Source organism: Flavobacterium sp. (genome assembly GCF_029945805.1).
Taxonomy (GTDB): domain Bacteria; phylum Bacteroidota; class Bacteroidia; order Flavobacteriales; family Flavobacteriaceae; genus Flavobacterium.
The window spans coordinates 242351-262375 of record NZ_JAQSDH010000022.1 but is presented as its reverse complement, the minus strand read 5'-3'; the positions used below and the strand labels follow the sequence as shown (position 1 = coordinate 262375).

18 protein-coding genes are annotated in these 20025 nt (G+C 34.1%); 8 read left to right on the top strand and 10 right to left on the bottom strand.

Annotated elements, in window-relative coordinates; genetic code table 11:
* Positions 1 to 35 precede the first annotated feature (35 nt).
* The 3 genes from PSU83_RS06180 to PSU83_RS06170 all read left to right on the top strand — a co-directional run bounded on the left by PSU83_RS06180 (position 36) and on the right by PSU83_RS06170 (position 4085).
* Positions 36 to 878, top strand: a complete 843-nt coding sequence (locus PSU83_RS06180) for a class I SAM-dependent methyltransferase (RefSeq protein ID WP_300587954.1) — start codon at positions 36 to 38, stop codon at positions 876 to 878.
* 239 nt (positions 879 to 1117) lie between these two features.
* The gene (locus PSU83_RS06175) at positions 1118 to 1699 is read left to right on the top strand and encodes an OmpH family outer membrane protein (RefSeq protein WP_300587976.1); all 582 of its coding nucleotides are present in this window, start codon (positions 1118 to 1120) and stop codon (positions 1697 to 1699) included.
* 115 nt (positions 1700 to 1814) lie between these two features.
* Positions 1815 to 4085, top strand: coding sequence for a helix-turn-helix domain-containing protein (locus PSU83_RS06170; RefSeq protein WP_300587952.1), 2271 nt, complete (start codon positions 1815 to 1817; stop codon positions 4083 to 4085).
* Positions 4086 to 4099: 14 nt separating this feature from the next.
* Here PSU83_RS06170 and PSU83_RS06165 read toward each other — a convergent pair whose 3' ends face one another.
* On the bottom strand, positions 4100 to 4495 hold the full coding sequence (locus PSU83_RS06165) for a DoxX family protein (protein ID WP_300587951.1): 396 nt from the start codon (positions 4493 to 4495) through the stop codon (positions 4100 to 4102).
* 6 nt (positions 4496 to 4501) lie between these two features.
* Positions 4502 to 5650, bottom strand: a complete 1149-nt coding sequence (locus PSU83_RS06160; RefSeq protein WP_300587950.1) for a DNA polymerase III subunit delta' — start codon at positions 5648 to 5650, stop codon at positions 4502 to 4504.
* Positions 5651 to 5872: 222 nt separating this feature from the next.
* Here PSU83_RS06160 and PSU83_RS06155 point away from each other — a divergent pair, with 222 nt between their 5' ends.
* The 4 genes from PSU83_RS06155 (at position 5873) to PSU83_RS06140 (ending at position 10867) form a co-directional block, all read left to right on the top strand.
* Entirely contained in the window at positions 5873 to 7060 is a 1188-nt protein-coding gene (locus tag PSU83_RS06155) for a phosphoglycerate kinase (RefSeq protein WP_300587949.1), read from the top strand.
* Between the two features lie 101 nt (positions 7061 to 7161).
* On the top strand, positions 7162 to 9411 hold the full coding sequence (locus PSU83_RS06150) for a LysM peptidoglycan-binding domain-containing protein (protein WP_300587948.1): 2250 nt from the start codon (positions 7162 to 7164) through the stop codon (positions 9409 to 9411).
* Positions 9412 to 9449: 38 nt separating this feature from the next.
* Positions 9450 to 10418: a DUF4837 family protein gene (locus tag PSU83_RS06145; RefSeq protein ID WP_300587947.1), complete on the top strand. Its 969-nt coding sequence runs from the start codon at positions 9450 to 9452 to the stop codon at positions 10416 to 10418.
* A gap of 2 nt (positions 10419 to 10420) precedes the next feature.
* Entirely contained in the window at positions 10421 to 10867 is a 447-nt protein-coding gene (locus tag PSU83_RS06140; RefSeq protein ID WP_300587946.1) for a GNAT family N-acetyltransferase, read from the top strand.
* Here the strand turns inward: PSU83_RS06140 and PSU83_RS06135 are convergent.
* The 8 genes from PSU83_RS06135 to PSU83_RS06100 form a co-directional block, all read right to left on the bottom strand.
* The gene (locus PSU83_RS06135) at positions 10864 to 11676 is read right to left on the bottom strand and encodes an OmpA family protein (protein ID WP_300587944.1); all 813 of its coding nucleotides are present in this window, start codon (positions 11674 to 11676) and stop codon (positions 10864 to 10866) included. The two genes, PSU83_RS06140 and PSU83_RS06135, sit on opposite strands and share 4 nt — an antisense overlap.
* Position 11677: 1 nt before the next feature.
* Positions 11678 to 13315 (bottom strand): S41 family peptidase, encoded by a 1638-nt coding sequence (locus PSU83_RS06130; RefSeq protein ID WP_300587974.1) that lies wholly within the window; start codon positions 13313 to 13315, stop codon positions 11678 to 11680.
* The gene (locus tag PSU83_RS06125; protein ID WP_300587942.1) at positions 13299 to 14168 is read right to left on the bottom strand and encodes a DUF4349 domain-containing protein; all 870 of its coding nucleotides are present in this window, start codon (positions 14166 to 14168) and stop codon (positions 13299 to 13301) included. Before PSU83_RS06125 ends, PSU83_RS06130 begins: the two co-directional genes overlap by 17 nt.
* A gap of 59 nt (positions 14169 to 14227) precedes the next feature.
* On the bottom strand, positions 14228 to 14617 hold the full coding sequence (rnpA, locus tag PSU83_RS06120; RefSeq protein WP_300587940.1) for a ribonuclease P protein component: 390 nt from the start codon (positions 14615 to 14617) through the stop codon (positions 14228 to 14230).
* Positions 14618 to 14619: 2 nt separating this feature from the next.
* Positions 14620 to 15033, bottom strand: a complete 414-nt coding sequence (locus tag PSU83_RS06115) for a hypothetical protein (RefSeq protein WP_300587938.1) — start codon at positions 15031 to 15033, stop codon at positions 14620 to 14622.
* A gap of 73 nt (positions 15034 to 15106) precedes the next feature.
* Positions 15107 to 16993 carry a M1 family metallopeptidase gene (locus PSU83_RS06110; RefSeq protein WP_300587936.1) on the bottom strand — a complete coding sequence of 629 codons (1887 nt, stop codon included), beginning with the start codon at positions 16991 to 16993 and terminating at the stop codon, positions 15107 to 15109.
* A gap of 45 nt (positions 16994 to 17038) precedes the next feature.
* On the bottom strand, positions 17039 to 18613 hold the full coding sequence (locus tag PSU83_RS06105) for a S8 family peptidase (protein ID WP_300587934.1): 1575 nt from the start codon (positions 18611 to 18613) through the stop codon (positions 17039 to 17041).
* Between the two features lie 65 nt (positions 18614 to 18678).
* A complete protein-coding gene (locus PSU83_RS06100; protein ID WP_300587932.1) occupies positions 18679 to 19539 on the bottom strand; it encodes an MBL fold metallo-hydrolase in 861 nt (286 codons plus the stop codon).
* Positions 19540 to 19692: 153 nt separating this feature from the next.
* On the opposite strand from PSU83_RS06100, the gene PSU83_RS06095 reads away from it, so the two are divergent.
* A complete protein-coding gene (locus PSU83_RS06095) occupies positions 19693 to 20022 on the top strand; it encodes an iron-sulfur cluster assembly accessory protein (protein WP_300587930.1) in 330 nt (109 codons plus the stop codon).
* The last annotated feature ends 3 nt before the right edge of the window (positions 20023 to 20025 follow it).

Genomic DNA, 20025 nt, shown 5'->3' with positions numbered 1-20025 from the left:
ACTTAGTTTCGCAAGCCTTATCAATAAACAGTTTTATGAGTTTTCAGAACAATATTTTTTTTAAAAAAGTCAAAGACTATTCCGTTTCAAAGGAGATTTTTGAATTGCACCACAACCCAGAATATGATTTATTAATCACGTTTCCGAAACCTAGTTTAGAAAGGTTACCAAGCTATTACGAAAGCGAAGATTATATTTCACATACAGACGGCAAACGTTCTTTGTTTGAAAGAATGTACCACACGATTAAAAATAGGGCACTTAAAAACAAAGTAAAATTAATCAATGCACAATCTGAAAAAGGAAAACTTTTAGATATTGGAGCTGGAACGGGAGACTTTTTAGTTGTTGCGAAAAAAGATGGTTGGAATACCACTGGAATTGAACCGAGCGCAAAAGCAAAAGGAATAGCCATTTCAAAGGGTGTTAATTTTGCCGATACGCTTTCGGATTTAAAAAGTCATTCCTTTGATATAATTACGATGTGGCATGTTTTAGAACACGTTCCAAATTTAGACGAATATATTCTAGAATTGAAAAGGTTATTAAAACCAACCGGAACAATTTTAATTGCAGTTCCAAATTTCAAATCTTTCGATGCTGAATATTATGGCAGATTTTGGGCAGCTTATGACGTGCCAAGGCATATTTGGCACTTCTCGAAAACAGCGATTCAAAAATTATTTTCCGAGAAAGAAATGAATTTGGTTGCTGTGCTTCCAATGAAATTTGATAGTTTTTATGTGAGCTTATTATCTGAAAAGTACAAAACAGGCAAGATGAATTTTATAAGAGCTTTTTTCGTTGGTTTGAAATCAAATATGAACGGAAAACAAACAAAAGAGTATTCATCACATATTTATGTGATCAAAAACTAGTAAAAAGCATTATAAAGGACGCTGCTTAATTGTTTGAATTTGTTTTATCCATCAAGTCTGCCAAAACAAAAAGTTCTTTTAAAACGCTTTATTTGCAGTCTAAAGCAATAGTTAAATATTATTACTATTTTTTATCCAATAATTTAAACTTATAACTCCAAAAACCTCATAAATTCAATTTCAAATTATTGAATTTTATTTTTTACTTTTGAACTCGAAATTAAATTAATTAAATCATGATTAAAAAAACAGTTATCCTTTTTGCATTTGCAATCGCATTTATTTCTTGTAATAAAACAACAGAAACAAAAGAATTTAAAACAGCTTATATTGATACTTCTAAATTAATGGAAGAATCAACGGAAGCGAAGGACATCGAAGCAAAATACAAAGACAAAGCGAAAGTTATGGGAAACCAACTTGAAGCCGAAGTGGCTCGTTTCAAATCGGAAGCTGCAAGTTTTAGACAAAATGCACAGGCAAACGGTCAAGCTTGGGCACAACAAAAAGGAACAGAATTGCAAAAAAGAGAGCAGGAATTAAACTATGCGCAGCAAGCAATGTTGCAGCAATTGCAACAAGAAAGTGGCGTTGAAATGGACTCTTTAGTTAAGAGTTATAGAAATGTTATTAAAGAATTCGGGAAAGAAAAAAAGTTTGATTATGTATACGGAACTGGTGAAGCTGCCTCTATTCTCTACGCAAAAGACAGTTATGATATTTCTAAAGAAATAATCAAAATGGTCAATGACAAATACAAATCGACTGATAAAAAAGAAGCAGTATCTAAAGAAGAACCCGCTAAGGAAGCTAAGAAATAATACTTCAGATTAAAAATTAAAAATGCCTTCTAAACGGAAGGTATTTTTTTTGCCTCTAATCTTCTATATTGAAACACAATGTTTTATATTTGTTATTCTATAAAATATAAGCCAAATGCAAGAAATTTCAGCCGAAGCAAACTACGTTTTGCAATTCATTAATCAAACCAACCGCTCCATTTTTCTCACAGGAAAAGCAGGAACTGGAAAAACTACTCTTCTTAAAGAAATCATCGCATCAACGCACAAAAATTGTGTTGTGGTCGCGCCAACGGGAATCGCGGCACTTAATGCTGGCGGCGTTACGATTCACTCTATGTTTCAACTTCCTTTTGGAGGATTTATTCCCGAAAATAATGTCGATCCTCATTTCTCTGAAACGGTTAAATTCGAATCTAAGGATACCTTACGCCGCCACTTTAAAATGAGCGCGGTGAAAAGAGCAGTAATTCAGAATATGGAATTGCTTATCATTGATGAAGTCAGCATGTTGCGGTCGGACTTGATGGATGCAATCGATTTTATGTTGCAAAGTGTTCGGAAGAAAAAGCACGCTTTTGGCGGAATTCAAGTACTTTTCATTGGAGATTTACTCCAGCTTCCACCCGTAATCCGAGACGAAGAATGGCGAACTTTACGCAAGTATTACAGGGGAAAATTCTTCTTTCATTCACATGTAGTACAAGAAAATCCACCTTTATATATTGAGTTATCTAAGATATTTCGACAATCAGATGAAACCTTTATTGATTTACTTAATAATCTAAGAAACAATAGGATAACTACTGAAAATGTTAATTTTTTAAACAAATTTGTTCAACCTAACTTTGATTTAAAAACCAATAAAGGCTATATCACATTAACTACACATAACAACAAAGCCGATACCATAAACACCCAGTCGCTGAATGATTTAGATGGAATTTGCAAAAGATATAAAGCTCAAATTGTAGATGATTTTCCCGAAAAAATATTTCCGTTAGAAGAATATCTTGAGTTGAAAGTAGGCGCGCAAATTATGTTTATCAAAAACGATTTGTCTTTTGAAAAGAAATTTTTCAACGGAAAAATGGGTTTTATAAAATCAATTACTGCAGAAGAAATTTGGGTTCATTTTCCGGATGAAAACGTAACTATTGAAGTCGAACGATACGAATGGCAAAACATCCGCTATTATGTAAATCCAATGACGAAAGAAATTGAAGAAGAAGTTTTGGGAACTTTTGTCCATTATCCCATAAAATTAGCTTGGGCAATTACTGTTCATAAAAGCCAAGGTTTAACTTTTGATAAAGCAGCGTTGGATGTTTCGCAAGTTTTCCTTCCGGGACAAGCCTATGTTGCGCTTTCCCGTTTGCGTTCGTTAGACGGCTTAATTTTGCTTTCTCCGTTACAAATGAATGGCATTTCGAATGATGATGATGTTATGGATTATGCAACAAACAAAGCCTCTACGGATATTCTGCAAGAAGCATTGCGAAAAGAAACCAAGAATTTCATACACAACTACCTGAAAGAGACTTTTAATTGGTCAGCAATGGCACAAGAATGGCGCAATCATAAATTCAGTTATCTCGATAGTGATGTGTCTGCAAAATCAAAACACAGCAATTGGGCAGTGCAGCAACTCGAATTTTGCGAAGCTTTGATGGATCCTTCCGCCAAATTTATGTCGCAATTGGATAAGTTATTCCGTGAGGAAAATGTAGATTTCAACTTTATAAATGATAGAATTCAGTCAGCATACACTTATTTTTATGACAAACTTGATGCGCTTGTCTATCAGGTTTTGTACAAAATTGAAGAAGTAAAACGTATAAAATTAGTTAAACAATTTTACGAAGAATTATTGGTTTTAGAAGAAATTCAGACCAATGCTATTTTACGTTTGATGAAAGCTAAAAAACTAGTTGAAATTGTTTTAGCCGAAAAAACAATGAATAAGGAAAGCTTGAACATTCCCGAAATCATGAATTATAAGCGAATCAAATTAGAACGGATTTCAGAAGATTTCAAGAAAAATAATCTGAATTTAATAGAAGAAACCGAAGGCCTAAGTTACTATCAACCAAAGAAAAAGAAATCGGAAAAAGTAGTCAAAAAGCCAACGACTCAAATTACATATGAACTTTGGACAGATAAAAATTCTATTGAAGAAATTGCATTTTTAAGAAAACTTACGGTCGGAACCATTATGGGCCATTTTACCAAACTCATTCAAGATAAAAAAGTTGACATCAACGCTATTTTCCCAGAAGACAAAATTAAAGCTTTAGAAAAAGTGTTTAAAAATCACAAAGAAGAATCCCTAAATCCGTTAAAAGAAAAGGTAGGAGAACAATTTTCTTGGGATGAATTAAGAATGTTTAAAGCAAGTTTGAATTAAAGAGCGTAAGATTTCTAATGACTCATCAAGCAAACTGCAATAATTGCCGGAACAAAATAGATTGCAATAGTTCTTGCGCCATCATAATCCTTTGCTAAACGTTGTCCTAAGAGTAATAAAATCAATGTAATACAAGAAAAAATGGAACCATAACGACCAAAAGAATCATCAACCCCATGAGTTACCAACATCTGCGCAACGCCACATAAACATAAAACTCCAGTGATTAATTCTAAAATTAAAATAATTCCCAAAGAAGCCGGAACATTATTTTTTAATAACGAAGTATTAGCAAAATGTCCTTTTAACCAATCCACGTTTCCTTGCCAGCCAAAAACTTTATCGTAAGCTGATTGAATAAAGGTTACGGTTAAAAAAAGCAATACTAAAATTGAAGCTGTTGTATACATAAGTTCCTATTTTTTATGAATTAATCGGGTTAATTTTATTGATAAGTCGGTTAAAATAATTTTGGCATTTCCGTTGCGTTCAATATGATAAATGGCATCTGAAAGTTCGGTAAAAATAAGTGATATATTGTTTCCGTTTACAAAGGGTGCAAACTTAGCGATAGAAAAATTCTCCACTTTAGGCTCAACATACACCAATGATTTAGTTTCATAATTATAAAGCAAAGCTTGTCGGAACATAACAATGCAATAGTTCAAAAACTGTTTTTGTCCTTCGCGACCCAATCCTGCAATTTCTTCGCTCCACGAAATTAAATCCTGAATTGCCGCAGCATTTCCTTTCGCTCTAAATGCCGCACGAACCCAATCAACAAACCATTTTTCAAAAGGCAATTCGTCGGTATCATTGTTTACAATATGCATCGCTTTATTATAATTTCCTTGTGCTTGATGCGCCACTTTACTCGCCGATGAATCATCTAAAAAGTACTTTTCTTTCAACGCTTTTGTAATAACAGTTTCAGGCAAGGCACCAAAATGCAATACTTGACAACGCGAACGAATGGTTTGAATAATATCTTCTTCGTTTTCAGAAATCAGCAAAAACAATGTTTTTTCAGGCGGTTCTTCAAGTAATTTTAATAATTTATTGGAAGCAGATATGTTCATTTTGTCAGCCATCCAAACAATCATGATTTTATAACCGCCTTCATAAGATTTTAATGCTAAAGACTTTAAAATATCCTGCGCGTCTTCAACACGAATTTCACCTTGTTTATTTTGTACGCCCAAATGTTTGTACCAATCAAATAAACTTCCATATGGATTTTCAATAACAAACTCACGCCAATCCCTTATAAAATCAGCACTTTTTGGTTTGGTTTTTACGTCGTCATTGGTAACATTCGGATAAATAAAATGCATATCCGGATGCGAGAGTGTTTGAAATTTTAAATTACAACTTTCATTTCCGCCACTGTTTTCGTTTCCGATATTAGTGCAAAGTACAAATTGAGAATACGCAATAGCCATAGCCAAAGTGCCGCAACCTTCGGGGCCAATAAATAATTGTGCGTGTGGAATCCTTCCCAAAGTCGCACTTTTTACGAGATGATTTTTTATGTAATCTTGTCCAAGAATATCTGAAAACTGCATTGCGCAAATATAAAAGAAAATTTTTGCTAATGGTAAATCCGTTTTATCATATTAAAACAAAGCATTAGAAATTTAACTATCAAAATCCAGTTTTCTATTAGATTGAAAATAAACTTTTTACACCTTAAAATTTCCTTAAGAAACATCGATAAAAACACAAAAACCATCGATGAAAGTAAATTTTATTATATTTGCAATATTGCAAAACCAATTGATTCCTAAATGAAAACCCTTAAAGATTTTAATTTCAAAGCCAAAAAAGCAATAATTCGAGTTGATTTCAATGTGCCATTAGATGAGAATTTTAAGGTAACCGATGCCTCCCGAATTGAAGCTGCAAAGCCAACTATAGATGCTATTCTAGCTGATGGAGGAAGTGTTATTTTGATGTCGCATTTGGGAAGACCAAAAGGAAAAGAAGATCAATATTCGTTACGACATATTGTTGCAAAAGTTTCGGAAGTACTGGGTGTAAATGTCCAATTTGCTTCAGATTGTAGAGGCGAAAAAGCTGAAAATGCAGCTAAAAATCTAAAACCAGGCGAAGTTTTATTATTAGAAAACTTACGTTTTTATAAAGAAGAAGAAGCTGGAGATGAAGATTTTGCTAAAGAATTGGCTTCTCTTGGTGATATTTATGTGAATGACGCTTTTGGAACTGCGCATAGAGCACATGCTTCCACAACAATAATAGCTAAGTATTTTCCAGACCATAAATGTTTTGGTTTACTAATGGCTAAAGAAATAGAAAGTCTGAACAGAGTTTTAAATAACTCAGAAAAGCCCGTAACTGCAGTTCTTGGAGGTTCTAAAGTTTCTTCAAAAATTACCGTTATTGAGAATATTTTAGACAAAGTCGATCACATGATAATTGGCGGAGGAATGACATTCACCTTTGTAAAAGCATTAGGCGGAAAAATTGGAAACTCGATCTGTGAAGACGATAAGCAAGAATTAGCCTTAGAAATTTTACGTTTGGCAAAAGAAAAAAATGTACAAATTCATATTCCCATTGATGTTGTTGCTGCGGATAGATTTTCAAATGATGCCAATACACAAATAGTGGACGTTAACGAAATTCCTGATGGATGGCAAGGTCTAGACGCCGGACCAAAATCATTAGAAAATTTCAGAAAAGTGATCATGGAATCGAAAACAATTTTGTGGAACGGACCCTTAGGTGTTTTTGAAATGGAAAATTTTGCAAAAGGAACAATAACATTAGGAAATTATATTGCTGAAGCTACAAAAAACGGTGCTTTCTCACTAGTTGGTGGCGGAGATTCTGTAGCGGCGGTAAAGCAATTCGGATTGGAAGATAAAATGAGTTACGTGTCTACGGGCGGCGGCGCCATGTTAGAAATGTTAGAAGGAAAAGTTTTGCCGGGAATTGCTGCGATTTTAAGTTAAAGTTTTACTGTTGCACAATAATATATAGTATCCAGCGTTATTAATTCAGTACAATTAATAACAGACAAATTTGAAAAATACCACTTTACAAAAATAAAGTTATGACTATAAAAAAAATAACATCATTAGCATTGATTTTGGTTTCTTCAGCAATTTTTGCTCAGGATTCAGTTGATGCAACTCTAGTAAAAAAAGAACCACTAACTAGAAGAGAAGTTTTAGATTCAATCAAAGCTACTTTCGTTCATGACAACATTGCTTCTTGCATTGACAGTTTGTGGATGAAGGAAATGGTGAGTTTGGATTTGTATAACGATTTGACAACAGATATCAAGAATATTGATGTGGATCAGAAAGTGGATTATGAATTACCAACCGAACTTTTGAAAGAAAGACTGAAGAAAATGGATGAGAAATCACCATTTAATATCGAGTACAACGTTGGTTTAGAAAACGTAATTAAGTCGTTTCTAAAAAACCGAAAACGATCTTTTGAACGCTTAATGGGTGTTTCTCAGTATTACTTTCCAATATTTGAAGAATCTTTAGCAGCACAAAATATTCCATTAGAAATTAAATATTTAGCCGTTGTAGAATCAGCATTGAATCCAAGAGCCGTTTCAAGAGTTGGCGCAACAGGTTTGTGGCAGTTTATGTACCAAACCGGAAAACAATATAATCTAGATATCAATTCCTATGTTGACGATAGAAATGACCCTGTAAAATCGAGTAAGGCTGCAACACAATACATGACCAATATGTACAAGATTTTTGGTGATTGGGATTTAGTTTTAGCTTCTTATAATTCTGGACCAGGAAATGTTGCAAAAGCGATAAGACGTTCCGGAGGACAACAGAATTATTGGAACATTAGAAAAAATTTACCTAAAGAAACGCAAGGATATCTTCCCGCATTCTTAGCTACAATGTACATTTTTGAATACCACAAAGAACACGGAATTGTTCCAGACAAAGCGATAGCGAATCATTTTGCTACGGATACCGTAATGATTAAGAACGCAATGACTTTCAAACAAATTTCTGATTTGCTTGATGTTCCTGTAGCTGAATTACAATTCTTAAATCCATCGTTCAAAAGAGAAGTAGTTCCTTATATCACGGGAGAAAATCACTATTTGAGATTGCCAATTAATAAAGTGGCGGTATTTACTTCAAATGAAGATAAGATTTATGCATACTTGAATTACGAATCATCCAAAAGAGAAAGACCCTACGAAAGCGTTTTGGCATCAAGAAATAACGGTGATAACTCTAGTAATGAAGTAACAGTTTCAAGAATTAAATATCATAAAGTTAGAAAAGGCGATAGTCTCAGTGAGATTTCAGATAAGTATGGCATTAGCATGACCAATCTTAAAAAATGGAACCATCTCAAAAGCAGTAAAGCACCACTAGGTAGAAATTTAAAAATCTATACGACTGAAGCTCTTGCATCGCACAGTAAGAAAACAACTAAACAAGATACCATTTCAGTAAAAGAATCGACTGCGATTGCTTCGACTTCTGGAAAAACATTTAAAGAAGAAAAAGTAGTTTCTTTTAAAGATGTTGTGAAAATGCATAAAGTAAAAAGAGGTGATAATCTTGGAGAAATCTCCCATAAATACGGAGTTTCTGTTGCTGAAATAAAAAAATGGAATAAACTTAAAGGAAGCAACATTGTTCCGGGAAAAAGTTTGAAAATCATTAAAAACGAAAGAGTCGTAACTACCGTTAGAAAAGAAGTTAAAGCGGACAAAAATGTCGAAACTGCTGTAGCTTCAAATGATGGTGACAAACCAAGCGATTTTTATGTTGTTGAAAGAGGTGATAACTTGTTCAGCATTGCCAAAAGGTTCAATGTTAGTTTGGAAGATCTTAAAAAATGGAACAATCTGGATGATTTAAACGTTGATCAAGGAATAAAATTAACTTTAACAGATAGTGATGCTTCAGTTAAAGATGCAATAAATAAAGCAGAAGTTAAAGTTACAGAGCACGTTGTGGCAAAAGGAGAAAACTTAGGATCCATAGCTAGAAAATTTGATGTTGCTGTTTCGGATATTAAAGATTGGAACAATTTACAAGACAATAATATTCAACTTGGAGTTAAGCTTATAGTTGGAAAAAAATACATGATTTCGTCAGATAGCAAAAACGGTGTAGCCAAAAATGAAAGTATGGCCGCTAACGATAGAAATCAAGTTAAATTGTATTACGTTAAAAAAGGCGATTCATTGTACAGTATCTCCAAAAAATATCCCGGGGTTTCAATTTCTGATTTAAAAAAATGGAACGGAATTAATAATGAAAGTTTAAAAGCCGGCATGAAATTAAAAATTAACGGTTAATCCGAAAATCTTATTTAAATTTGGGTTTTATTTCAGTTATGAATAAAACCCTTTTTTTATGGCTTTTTGTAGCTTGTTTTGCCGCTTCCTGCTCTTTTAATAAAGACAAGCTTGAGGGTTCTTCAGCGGCTATAAACACCATTTCTGTAATCATTGATGATCAGCTCTGGAATAGTGAGATTGGTGATAGTATCCGAAATAAATTTGCATCGCCAGTTTTGGGGTTACCGCAAGAAGAGCCCTTATTTTCTATCAATCAATATCCTGTAAAACTTTTTGAAGGCTTCTCCACTGATTGCCGCAATATTATTATTGTCAAAAAAGAGAATGAAAATATATTTGAAGTTAAGAAAAATGAATTTGCTGCACCACAAAATGCTTTTCATATTTCTGGAAAAACGTCTTTGGACATAATAGAAATTCTTGAAAAAAATACGCCTGAAATTATCAAAAGGATGAAAGCGATTGAAATTGCGCAAAATCAAAAAATCTTTAAAGATTCAATAATTGATATCAAAAAAATCCAAAGAAAATTTAATATCGATTTACTTATTCCATCCAAATACGAATACGTAATGCGTCGAAAAAATTTCATTTGGCTCAAAAACGAGATCGTCAGCGGGAATAATAGCCTACTCATTTATCAAATTCCATTAGAAAGTATCAATCCCAATAATCCAGTCAATGATATTATCAGAGTTAGAGATTCTATCGGAAGATTATACATTCATGGCTCGGCATACAGTACGCAGATGGTGACAGAAAAAGCCTATTCACCTTATTTCTCCAGAGTAAAATTAGCTGGAAATAGTGCCTATGAAACCAAAGGAACTTGGCAGATGAAAAACGATTTTATGTCGGGACCCTTTATAAATTATATGATTTTTGACAAAGCACATAAGCGAATTTTGGTGCTCGAAGGGTTTTCTTATGCGCCTTCAAAAGCAAAACGAGATTTGATGTTCGAATTAGAAGCAATTATCAAATCCTTAAAAATAAAAAAATAGCAATGGACGTTAAATGGAAAATAAAGCGATTTGAAGCACTTTCTGTATTCGAACTATATAATATAATGCAATTACGCAGTGAAGTCTTTGTAGTCGAGCAAAATTGTGTTTATCAGGATGTGGATGGTAAAGATGAGAAAGCTTTACATCTGATTGCAGAAGATCAAGGTATAACTGTTGCTTATTGCCGTTTGTTTAAACCAAATGAGTATTTTACTGAAGCTTCAATCGGTCGTGTTATTGTAAAAGCTAGTCATCGTGATCAAAAACTGGGACATATCTTAATGAAAGAAGCTATTGAAGTTGTAAAAGTCGAATTCAATGAAACCAAAATCACGATTTCAGCACAATTGTATCTGAAAAAATTCTACGAAAGCCACGGATTTATTCAAACTAGCGAAACTTATCTGGAAGATGATATTCCGCATATAGAAATGAAGCGAAGTTAAATTCCGCTTATAACCAATTCCACTCTTCGGTCGTACTGCGTTCCTTTTCCAAGTGGAACTGTATTTCCATATCCTTTGAACGTCATTCTGTCTTTTGGGACACGTTTAAAAATCAAATATTTATAAACCGATTGCGCACGGTTTGTAGACAACTGACGCTTTTTGGTATCCATATCAATCGCTTCTTTCTGATAGGGTGGCGTGCAACAAACGTGTCCTTGAATTTCGAATTTTAGGTGTTTGTATTTTAACAATAAACGTGCAATTTTATCCAAATCTGTTTTCGATTTAAATTCCAGTTTACTGCTTCCTCTTTGAAACAGAACATTTTCAAGATAAATATGATCGCCAACAATATGGTTTTTCTGAATGGTAGTATAAAAACCTGGAATTATAATTTTCGGCAGCGGTTTCATGTTCAAAACTACATCTACTCGACGGTTTTTAGAACGTTTTTCCGGAAGATTTTCTACAATGTCATCGTCTATCAGAATTCTTCCTTTGCCTTCAATGGTAACGATAATTTTATTTCGGATTCCATTCTCAATGAATTTTTCCTGAATTGCTGTAGCTCTTTTTGTCGATAATTTATAATTGTAGGCTTCTTTTCCAACATCATCCGTATAACCATAAATTTGGATGGATTCGATTCGGGTAGAATCGGTATTTTTAATAAAATCAACAACTTCACTAATTTGTTTTTCATTCAAGCCAAATTTAGCAGACTCAAAATAAACAGAGTGAACGATTTCTTCTTGTGCTTGAAGAAATCCGAAAAATAAAAGCGGTAGATATTTTAAAAACTTCATATTAAATCTTCAAAATGGTATTGTATTGCGACTTGTCATTCAGTACTTCTATAGATTTTTTAATTTCGAAATTATTTTTGATATAAAATTGATACAATCCTTCTTTATATTGGTATCTTTTGATGATTTCGTCTAAAAGTAAATTCTTAATTTCTTTCTGATTTTTATCAATCAACGTCTCTTCACTTTTTTCTAATGCGGTCAACAACTGCTGATATTCTGTTGCAATTGCTGCGTCAACATTTTCTTTTTTAGCTTTTTCCAAAGTGTTTTTCAAAGCGATCTCTGTTTCAGTATCTAATGAAATCTTCTCTCTTTTAATAAAGGATTTAAAATCGGCTAAATCAGCATCTGAAATGCTTGGGATTTTAGTTCCAAGAGTTGGATTTTTATAATAAAAATTGGTAGCGTAATTAAAAATAGCATCATTTTTTTGCAAAGCTTCTGCAATAGCACTCGTTTTCGTGTTTTCCAAAACTACATCGGGTAAAATTCCACCACCGTCGTAAACGGTTCTTCCTTTTTGGGTTTTAAACGCGTTGAAGTTTTTCTCTTCTTTTCGGATGGCTTTTCCGTTTTTATCTTTATGTCCGTAATCCAATGCTTGAATGCATCTTCCGGATGGCGTATAGTATTTAGAAATCGTCACTTTGACCTGGGTTCCATATGTCATGTCAATCGGACGTTGTACCAATCCTTTTCCGAAACTTCTACTTCCTACAATAACCGCTCGGTCCAAATCTTGCAAAGCGCCCGATACAATTTCAGATGCCGAAGCACTTTTTCCATCTACAATTACTACCAGTGGAATTTCGGTATCAAACGGTTCGCGTGTAGTTTTATTGGTATTATTATATTTAGTATTTTTCGATTTGGTCGTTACAATAATTTCACCCTTTGCTACAAATAGATTACATACGTTCACCGCTTCATGCAATAATCCGCCCGGATTTCCGCGCAAGTCTAGAATAATTTGTTTAGCACCATCATTTTTTAATTTTTCTAATGCTTCTTTGGTTTCCGATGAAGCTTTGGCATTGAATTGTGACAATACGATATAACCCGTTTTATCATCTGCCATGCCATAAAATGGAACCGCTTTTATGGCAACTTCGTCAAGAATCAATTGCGTACTCATTGATTTTCCTTGGCGTAAATATTTAATGTCGATTTTTGTGCCTTTAGCGCCTTTTGTCAATTGGGAGGCATCGTCTTTGAAATCTGCTAAAAGTACATCGCCTATTTGAATAATTTCATCACCGGCGCGCAATCCGGCTTTATCTGCAGGATAATCTTTGTAAGGTTCTCTGATAATAAGTTTATCTTCCTTGCGCGTAATCATTGCGCCAATTCCAGTATATTCTCCTGTATTGTTTATCTTGAATCGAATAACATCTTGTTCGTTAAAATAATTGGTATACGGATCCAAATCGGCCAACATGCTTTTAATAGCTTTGTCCATTAATTCCGCTGGATTGGTCTCGTCAACATAGTTCTGATTAACGGTTTTGAAAAGTGTCGTGAAGATTTCAATTTGCTTTGAAATTTCAAAAAAATCATCCTTAAAACTTACACCAACAAATAGAAAAACACTCAATACGGCTGGAATAATATATCTTTTTTTAATTTTCGATAACATCATTTTTATTTTTTCTTTTAAATCTTTTTCTAATTAGAATGAACAAGACGACTAAAGTAACAATAACTGGCCAAATTCCTAACAACGTTATGAAGAAATTTGTAATCCCATTAAAGCCTGATACTATGGCATTGCCAATTCTTCCACCGTAAGAAACTGTTGCTTTACTGCCTTTTGCAATGGGTTTGTAAAACTCAAGGGTTAAAGTGCTCATAGCAACTTTGTTTTGAAGGTATTTTAGTCGACCTTCTTTGGCTTCTATTTCTTCTCGAATTTCTGAAAGCTGCTTCTCTATTTCAAGCATTTCCGATACTTTAGTAGCCTTTTTCAAAAGTTCATAATAGCGCTCTTCTAAAACTTTTTTTGTTTTTATTCGGGAAACAACGTCTATGTACTCTTCTGTAACGTCCTCTGAGGAGATGTCTTTTCGGTCAAAATAGCTTACCCCTTTTGAAATTTCCGAAATAAAAGCGTCAAAGTTTTCATTAGGAATACGGATGTAAACGGTTCGCGAAAGTTGATAATCGTCATTAGATTGCGAATCATTTTTAATAAAGGATTTGTATTTCTTTGTGGCAGATAAAATTTGATTGTAAGTCTTATCTAAATCATCTGTTTGAAATCGAAAATTTCCACTTTTAATGATTTTCGATTCGATGTTTTCCACTTTTGGTGGAAGTTTTAACTCCATCTTATCATTAGAATAAGTTTCCTGATCAATAACGGCTACTGCTGCAGTATCAGCCGCTGAAAGAGAAACCATCTGAATAGCTGATTCAGCATTGGCATCAGGTTGATTGCAGGAAACAAAAAGGGAAATTAGGATAGTATAAATTAGAACAGCTGTTTTCATAACAAGTTGGTTTTACTAAAAAAACGTATAATCTTCTAATTTATTGTGTACTAGGATTTTTAGGATTTATTTTTCTCTTCCCAGGTCGCTTTGGTGAACTTTTCAAAAAGTTGGATCGTCTTTTCATTAATTTCCTGATAAGACAATTTATCTTTCGTTTGATAAAAAAGCATGCAACAGTATTTTGTTTCAAGATTTTCAGTTAACAACTGTTTGTTTAACCGATAAGTTTCGCGAAGAACACGCTTAAAATAGTTCCGGTCAACGGCGTGTTTGAAATATTTCTTAGAAACGGATACACCCATTTTCAGCGGAACATCATCCTCAAAATCGTGAGCCACATAAACCAATCGCAAAGGGTATTTACTCACAGATTTTCCTTGAGTAAATAAGGAATCAATGATTTTTTTACTTTTAAGTTTTTCTGCTGCCGGATAGGAAAAATCCATTTTTAATTAAGACTGTAGATGTTATAAACAAATTTCACTTCGTTATAGGTGATGTAAAATTGTATTCTATTATTCTCTTTTTTCTTGGTAATAATTAATATGGTGCACTTTGAAAACTTATTGTCCACGCATTCAAACGGAACGATATTTACTTCTTCATTATCAGTGATTTCACCATAAGCCTTAATTTTGAAAGACTGTATTTCAGAAGAATTAACAGTAATCAAATCTTTCTTTGGATCAAGTGTAATTAAAACTTTAGCATTAACAAAATCGGACCATTCGTTCCAAGTACCAGTGTCTTTTTTATCAGTGTAACTTACACTGCTGGTTTGAAAACGAATTGGTTGGGCAGCAGTTTTTTGTATTCCAAAGTTTAGGGCAATTAAAAAGAAAAAGATTTTCAAGTAGTTCATAGTGAAAAATATTTGTGGTAAATCTACAAATTCTATTCTAAAAAAAACGAACCGTAAAAGTTCGCTTTTATATTTATTTTACTTCAAAAATATTATTGTCTCTTTTCACATCGGTCATTAAGGTGCTTGGGTCAATGGTTACCTTTTTAATATCCGCTTTGGCTCTCGGAATTTCAAAGAAATAATTCGGATTCGCCCACGGCCAATCGGCTAAAATAGTTCGCTTAATTTCCGGAGTCGGATTTTCTTTTTCGAAAAGCATCATGCGTAACGGTATATAGAAAGTCTCTTTGGAGCCGTCTTTATATTCAACCAGAATATCCATTGGCATTGGAGTTCTCCCAATTCTTTCTAATGAAATACCTGTTCTTTGAACTCCTTCCGTTGCTGATTCTACATTTTTTATTCCATAATCTATAGTGTTCAAAGTTTCCGTCCAATCGGTTAAATACCAATCTAAATTTGCTCCCGAAACTTTTTCGGCAGTGCGCTTGATGTCGTTAGGTGTTGGATGTTTAAACTTGAATTCTTTATAAAAACGTTTCAATGTTTTACGGGTATTTTCCTTTCCAATAAGATATTCCAATTGTGTTAAGAAAAGTGCGCCTTTATAATACGCAGCCGTACTGTAACTTTTATTAAGGTCAAATCGGTCGCCTTGCGTTGATAAAGGTTGTTCCTTGCCCGATTCGACTAAACTATAATAAGCGGTATAGAAAGATTTAAATGGATTTTCATCTTTTTTTACCGGAATTTCGTTCAAAGCCAAATACTCAATATAAGTTGAGAAACCTTCATCCATCCAAGGATGCTTAGATTCATTAGAAGCTAAAACGTGCTGAAACCAAGAATGTGCTAATTCATGTGGCGCTGCTTTCAACATGCCTTCTGCAGTTCCCGTTCCAAGCATTAGCGTACACATTGCATATTCCATTCCACCATCGCCACCTTGAAGAAAGGAGTATTGTTTATAAGGATAATCACCAACAGTTTTGTTGAAAAGATCCATTACTCGTACCATCCAAGGCTGGAGTTTTTTCCAGTTTTCAATATACTTTTTGTCATTTTTATAAAGAAAATGCAAATCAATATTATTCGGCCCTTTAACTACATCGTGCAGATAGTCTTTGTCGGCAGCCCAAGCAAAATCATGAACATTTGGTGCCAAAAAATGCCAAGTTAATGTTTTGGAATTCCGATCTTTCTTAACCACTTTTCCTTGGTCTTCGTAGCCAAAACCAATTTCATTTTTATTTTGCAGATACCCAGTCCCTCCGAGAATGTAGTCTTTATCGATTGTGATTTTTACATCAAAGTCGCCCCAAACTCCGTGAAATTCTCTAGCAATATAAGGATCAGTATGCCAACCTTCAAAGTCAAATTCTGCCATTTTTGGATACCATTGTGTCATTGATAATGCCACACCAACAGAATTGTTTCTGCCCGAACGCCGAATCTGAATAGGAACTTGTCCATCAAAGTCTAAAGTAAATGTTGTTGATTTTCCGGGAAGAATTGGTTTTGCCAAGGTCACTTCAAGTATGGTCCCAATTTCTTTTGTTTGAGAAAAGGCACCGTCCTGCTTTAAATTAGAAATTTTAAGATATCCAATCTCATTCGGCTGCAACTTGGCAATTCTGCTTTCAACAATTTCTTTCCCAGCAGCGTCTTTTTTTACGGTTACAAATCGGGTGTCTGGATTAAAAATGGTTTGCACACGCATGTCCATTTCACTTCCGGGTTGAAAAGCATTGTTGAACAAATGATAATACACTTTACGCAGCGTGTCACTTGAATTATTGGTGTAAACCAGTTTCTGCGTGCCTTTATATTGGTACGTTTCTACATTCATAGCAACGTCCATTTTGTAATTGACTTTTTGTTGCCAATAGCCCTTTGGTTGTGCAAAAACTGTGGTAATACTAACTATAATCCAGCTTAATAAAATTCCTTGCTTCATGGTAAATAAAATAAAAAAAGGAAGGTTTTACGCTTCCTTTTCTGTTTATAATTTTGGATTGTTCTTCATCTTAGTCGACATTTCCTCTGCCATTTTTAAGGCATTGTATGCGTTTACAATTTTCCCAGAAGCACTTGCCTCCGAAAAAGGAACTGACATCTTCTTTTCATCAACGATAACCTCAAGATTAATAGGTGTTCCCGATTCCATTAGAATATGCTTTACTTGTGCAGCTTTCAAATTTGGATAATACGAACGAACTAAAGCCGCTACCCCAGCAGCATTTGGTGCAGCCATTGACGTTCCTTGAAGGTACTTATATTTATTTCCTGGAACTGTTGCATATATTTTAACACCAGGAGCATAAACATCGACGTTCATTTTACCATAGTTAGAAAAAGCAGCAATAATTTTTGACCCGTATTGATAATTCAAGGCTCCAATAGTTAAGAGGTTATCAGCAATTTCTTTTCCATCAACTTCATCTGAGGGAAAATTTGGTTCCGTATCAATATTTTTCGAATCATTTCCGGCCGCATGAACGATTAAAACGTCTTTGCTTTCAGCATATTTTATAGCATCATAAACCCATTGTGCGTGCGGAGAATAGTCTTTTCCAAAACTTCCATTAATCACTTTGGCACCATTATCAACCGCATAACGAATCGCTAAGGCAATATCTTTATCATACTCGTCACCATTTGGTACCGCACGAACTGGCATAATCTCAACATTTTCGGCAACACCGTCACCACCAAGTCCGTTATTTCTAACTTGAGCAATAATTCCTGCAACATGAGTTCCATGAAGTGAATCTTTTCGGTCTTTAGAATACACTACATTGTTGCCGTATTTTTTATCGTTAATATCATCAGGATTGTCACCAACCAACTTTCTTGGGCTGAAATCTTTATTTAGATTATAATCGATTCTATCGTAAACACTTTCTTTGAAGTCTTGTAAATCATCATGAAAAGTTGCTCCTTTTTGTGTTGCATAGGATAACATAATTCTTTTACTATCATACAATTCAAATTTTACCGAAGGCATATCTTTCAGTTCAGAAAGTGTGTAATTGTCTTTTTTTAGAAAATCACGTACCATTTTATCTGCGTTAAGTACAACATCCGCATTTTCTTTTGAATCTAGAGCATCCTTATATTCTCTGGTGTAATCAGCTAAAGCTTTTTTATATACTTCCGTTCCATCATCAGCTTTTTTTAGGATACGCACCATTTCAAGATTTTCATTATTTGATTTTCCTAAAAAGTTCCATCCGTGAACATCATCAGCGTAGCCATTTTTATCATCGTCTTTTCCATTGTTTGGAATTTCTTTTGGATTGGTCCAGATAACCGATTTCAAATCTTCATGGTCAATATCAACTCCGGAGTCAACAACTGCCACAATTACTTTTACTCCTTTTTTATTTTTTAAAAGTTCAGTGTAAGCTTTGTCAACACTCATTCCGGGAATAGAATCTTTTTCTAAATCAAGATGGCTCCAACGTTTTAATTGAACATCTGTTAGCGTTGTTTTTTTAGCAAAATTTTGACTTGTTTCTTGTGCATTAATTGATAATGAAAACAAGGATAGCAATAAAAAATGTATAACTCTCATAGTAGATTGATTTCTAAATTGGCGTAAATTTAAAATGTTTTACTTGACCTTTATAATGATTAACACTATGTTAAGATATCTTCACAGCTAAAAACTTCTTTTAATCGGATGCCTTTTTCGGTGTTTTCAACGGTTATAATTTGATTGTGTGCATCATGCTCGAGCCATAAATAGTAATTGTTTTCCGCAGCTGATTGAAGAAACTTCGATTTTTCGGGCATGGTTAAAAGTGGCCGAGTATCGTAACCCATCACATAAGGCAAAGGTAAATGTCCAGCAGTTGGAATCAAATCGGCACAAAAAACTATTGTTTTTCCTTGGTATTGAATGTGCGGAATCATCATTTTTTCGGTATGACCGTCCACATAAAAAATGCCGAAACCGAATTCTTCTGAAATTCCAAAATCACCATCTGGTCTTTTAATAAAATTCAATTGCCCACTTTCCTTAATTGGTAAAATATTTTCCGAAAGGAACGAAGCTTTCTCTCTCTGATTTGGTTTGGTTGCCCATTCCCAATGGTTGTCATTCGACCAAAACTTAGCATTTTTAAACGCCACTTCATAACCGGTTTTATCTTTATTCCAATTCACGCTTCCGCCACAATGGTCAAAATGCAAATGGGTCAGAAAAACATCGGTAACATCATCACGGTGAAATCCATATTTCGCTAACGAACTGTCTAGAGAATGAGTGCCCCAAAGCGAATAATAACCAAAGAACTTATCCGATTGTTTGTTTCCCATTCCGTTGTCAATTAAAACCAACCGGTTTCCATCTTGAATTAACATGCATCTCGCTGCAATATCAATTAAATTATTTTCGTCTGCAGGATTGGTTTTGTTCCAAATGGTTTTTGGCACCACACCAAACATAGCGCCCCCGTCGAGTTTAAAGTTTCCTGCTTCAATCGGATATATTTTCATAGTGTACTGTTTTTGCAAATTTAAAGAATTAAAAATCATTTTTTTCTATTCCTACATACGTTATAATAATGTTATAGATTCTTGAAAAAAAGGATAATTGTAGTAACTTTGCGCTTAATTTAGACAAAATCAAAATAACAAAATTAGAGAGTTATGATAAAAGTATCAGATGGCGCTAGTAAAAAAATCGTTTCGATGATGCAGGAAGACGGTTTTGATGCCGCTATTGATTACGTTCGAGTAGGCGTAAAGAGTGGTGGTTGCTCGGGTTTGTCGTATGAACTGAAATTTGATAAAGAACTTGGCGAAAACGATAAAGTTTTTGAAGATAATCACGTTAAAATTGCCGTGGAGAAAAAGTCGTTTTTGTATTTAGCAGGAACGGTTTTAGAATTTTCTGGCGGATTAAACGGAAAAGGGTTTGTATTCAATAATCCGAATGCGAGCAGAACTTGTGGATGCGGAGAATCGTTTTCACTATAAAAA

What these genes read in the sequence shown, in the direction of transcription:
- PSU83_RS06160 (WP_300587950.1), bottom strand. Translation starts at nt 5,650, where the DNA reads ATGCAGTTTTCAGATATTCTTGGACAAGATTACATAAAAAATCATCTC.
- rnpA (WP_300587940.1), bottom strand. Translation starts at nt 14,617, where the DNA reads ATGGATTTTTCCTATCCGGCAGCAGAAAAACTTAAAAGTAAAAAAATC.
- PSU83_RS06145 (WP_300587947.1), top strand. Translation starts at nt 9,450, where the DNA reads ATGAATAAAACCCTTTTTTTATGGCTTTTTGTAGCTTGTTTTGCCGCT.
- PSU83_RS06115 (WP_300587938.1), bottom strand. Translation starts at nt 15,033, where the DNA reads ATGAACTACTTGAAAATCTTTTTCTTTTTAATTGCCCTAAACTTTGGA.
- PSU83_RS06105 (WP_300587934.1), bottom strand. Translation starts at nt 18,613, where the DNA reads ATGAGAGTTATACATTTTTTATTGCTATCCTTGTTTTCATTATCAATT.
- PSU83_RS06140 (WP_300587946.1), top strand. Translation starts at nt 10,421, where the DNA reads ATGGACGTTAAATGGAAAATAAAGCGATTTGAAGCACTTTCTGTATTC.
- PSU83_RS06135 (WP_300587944.1), bottom strand. Translation starts at nt 11,676, where the DNA reads ATGAAGTTTTTAAAATATCTACCGCTTTTATTTTTCGGATTTCTTCAA.
- PSU83_RS06100 (WP_300587932.1), bottom strand. Translation starts at nt 19,539, where the DNA reads ATGAAAATATATCCGATTGAAGCAGGAAACTTTAAACTCGACGGGGGC.
- PSU83_RS06170 (WP_300587952.1), top strand. Translation starts at nt 1,815, where the DNA reads ATGCAAGAAATTTCAGCCGAAGCAAACTACGTTTTGCAATTCATTAAT.
- PSU83_RS06165 (WP_300587951.1), bottom strand. Translation starts at nt 4,495, where the DNA reads ATGTATACAACAGCTTCAATTTTAGTATTGCTTTTTTTAACCGTAACC.
- PSU83_RS06125 (WP_300587942.1), bottom strand. Translation starts at nt 14,168, where the DNA reads ATGAAAACAGCTGTTCTAATTTATACTATCCTAATTTCCCTTTTTGTT.
- PSU83_RS06110 (WP_300587936.1), bottom strand. Translation starts at nt 16,993, where the DNA reads ATGAAGCAAGGAATTTTATTAAGCTGGATTATAGTTAGTATTACCACA.
- PSU83_RS06095 (WP_300587930.1), top strand. Translation starts at nt 19,693, where the DNA reads ATGATAAAAGTATCAGATGGCGCTAGTAAAAAAATCGTTTCGATGATG.
- PSU83_RS06130 (WP_300587974.1), bottom strand. Translation starts at nt 13,315, where the DNA reads ATGTTATCGAAAATTAAAAAAAGATATATTATTCCAGCCGTATTGAGT.
- PSU83_RS06150 (WP_300587948.1), top strand. Translation starts at nt 7,162, where the DNA reads ATGACTATAAAAAAAATAACATCATTAGCATTGATTTTGGTTTCTTCA.
- PSU83_RS06155 (WP_300587949.1), top strand. Translation starts at nt 5,873, where the DNA reads ATGAAAACCCTTAAAGATTTTAATTTCAAAGCCAAAAAAGCAATAATT.
- PSU83_RS06180 (WP_300587954.1), top strand. Translation starts at nt 36, where the DNA reads ATGAGTTTTCAGAACAATATTTTTTTTAAAAAAGTCAAAGACTATTCC.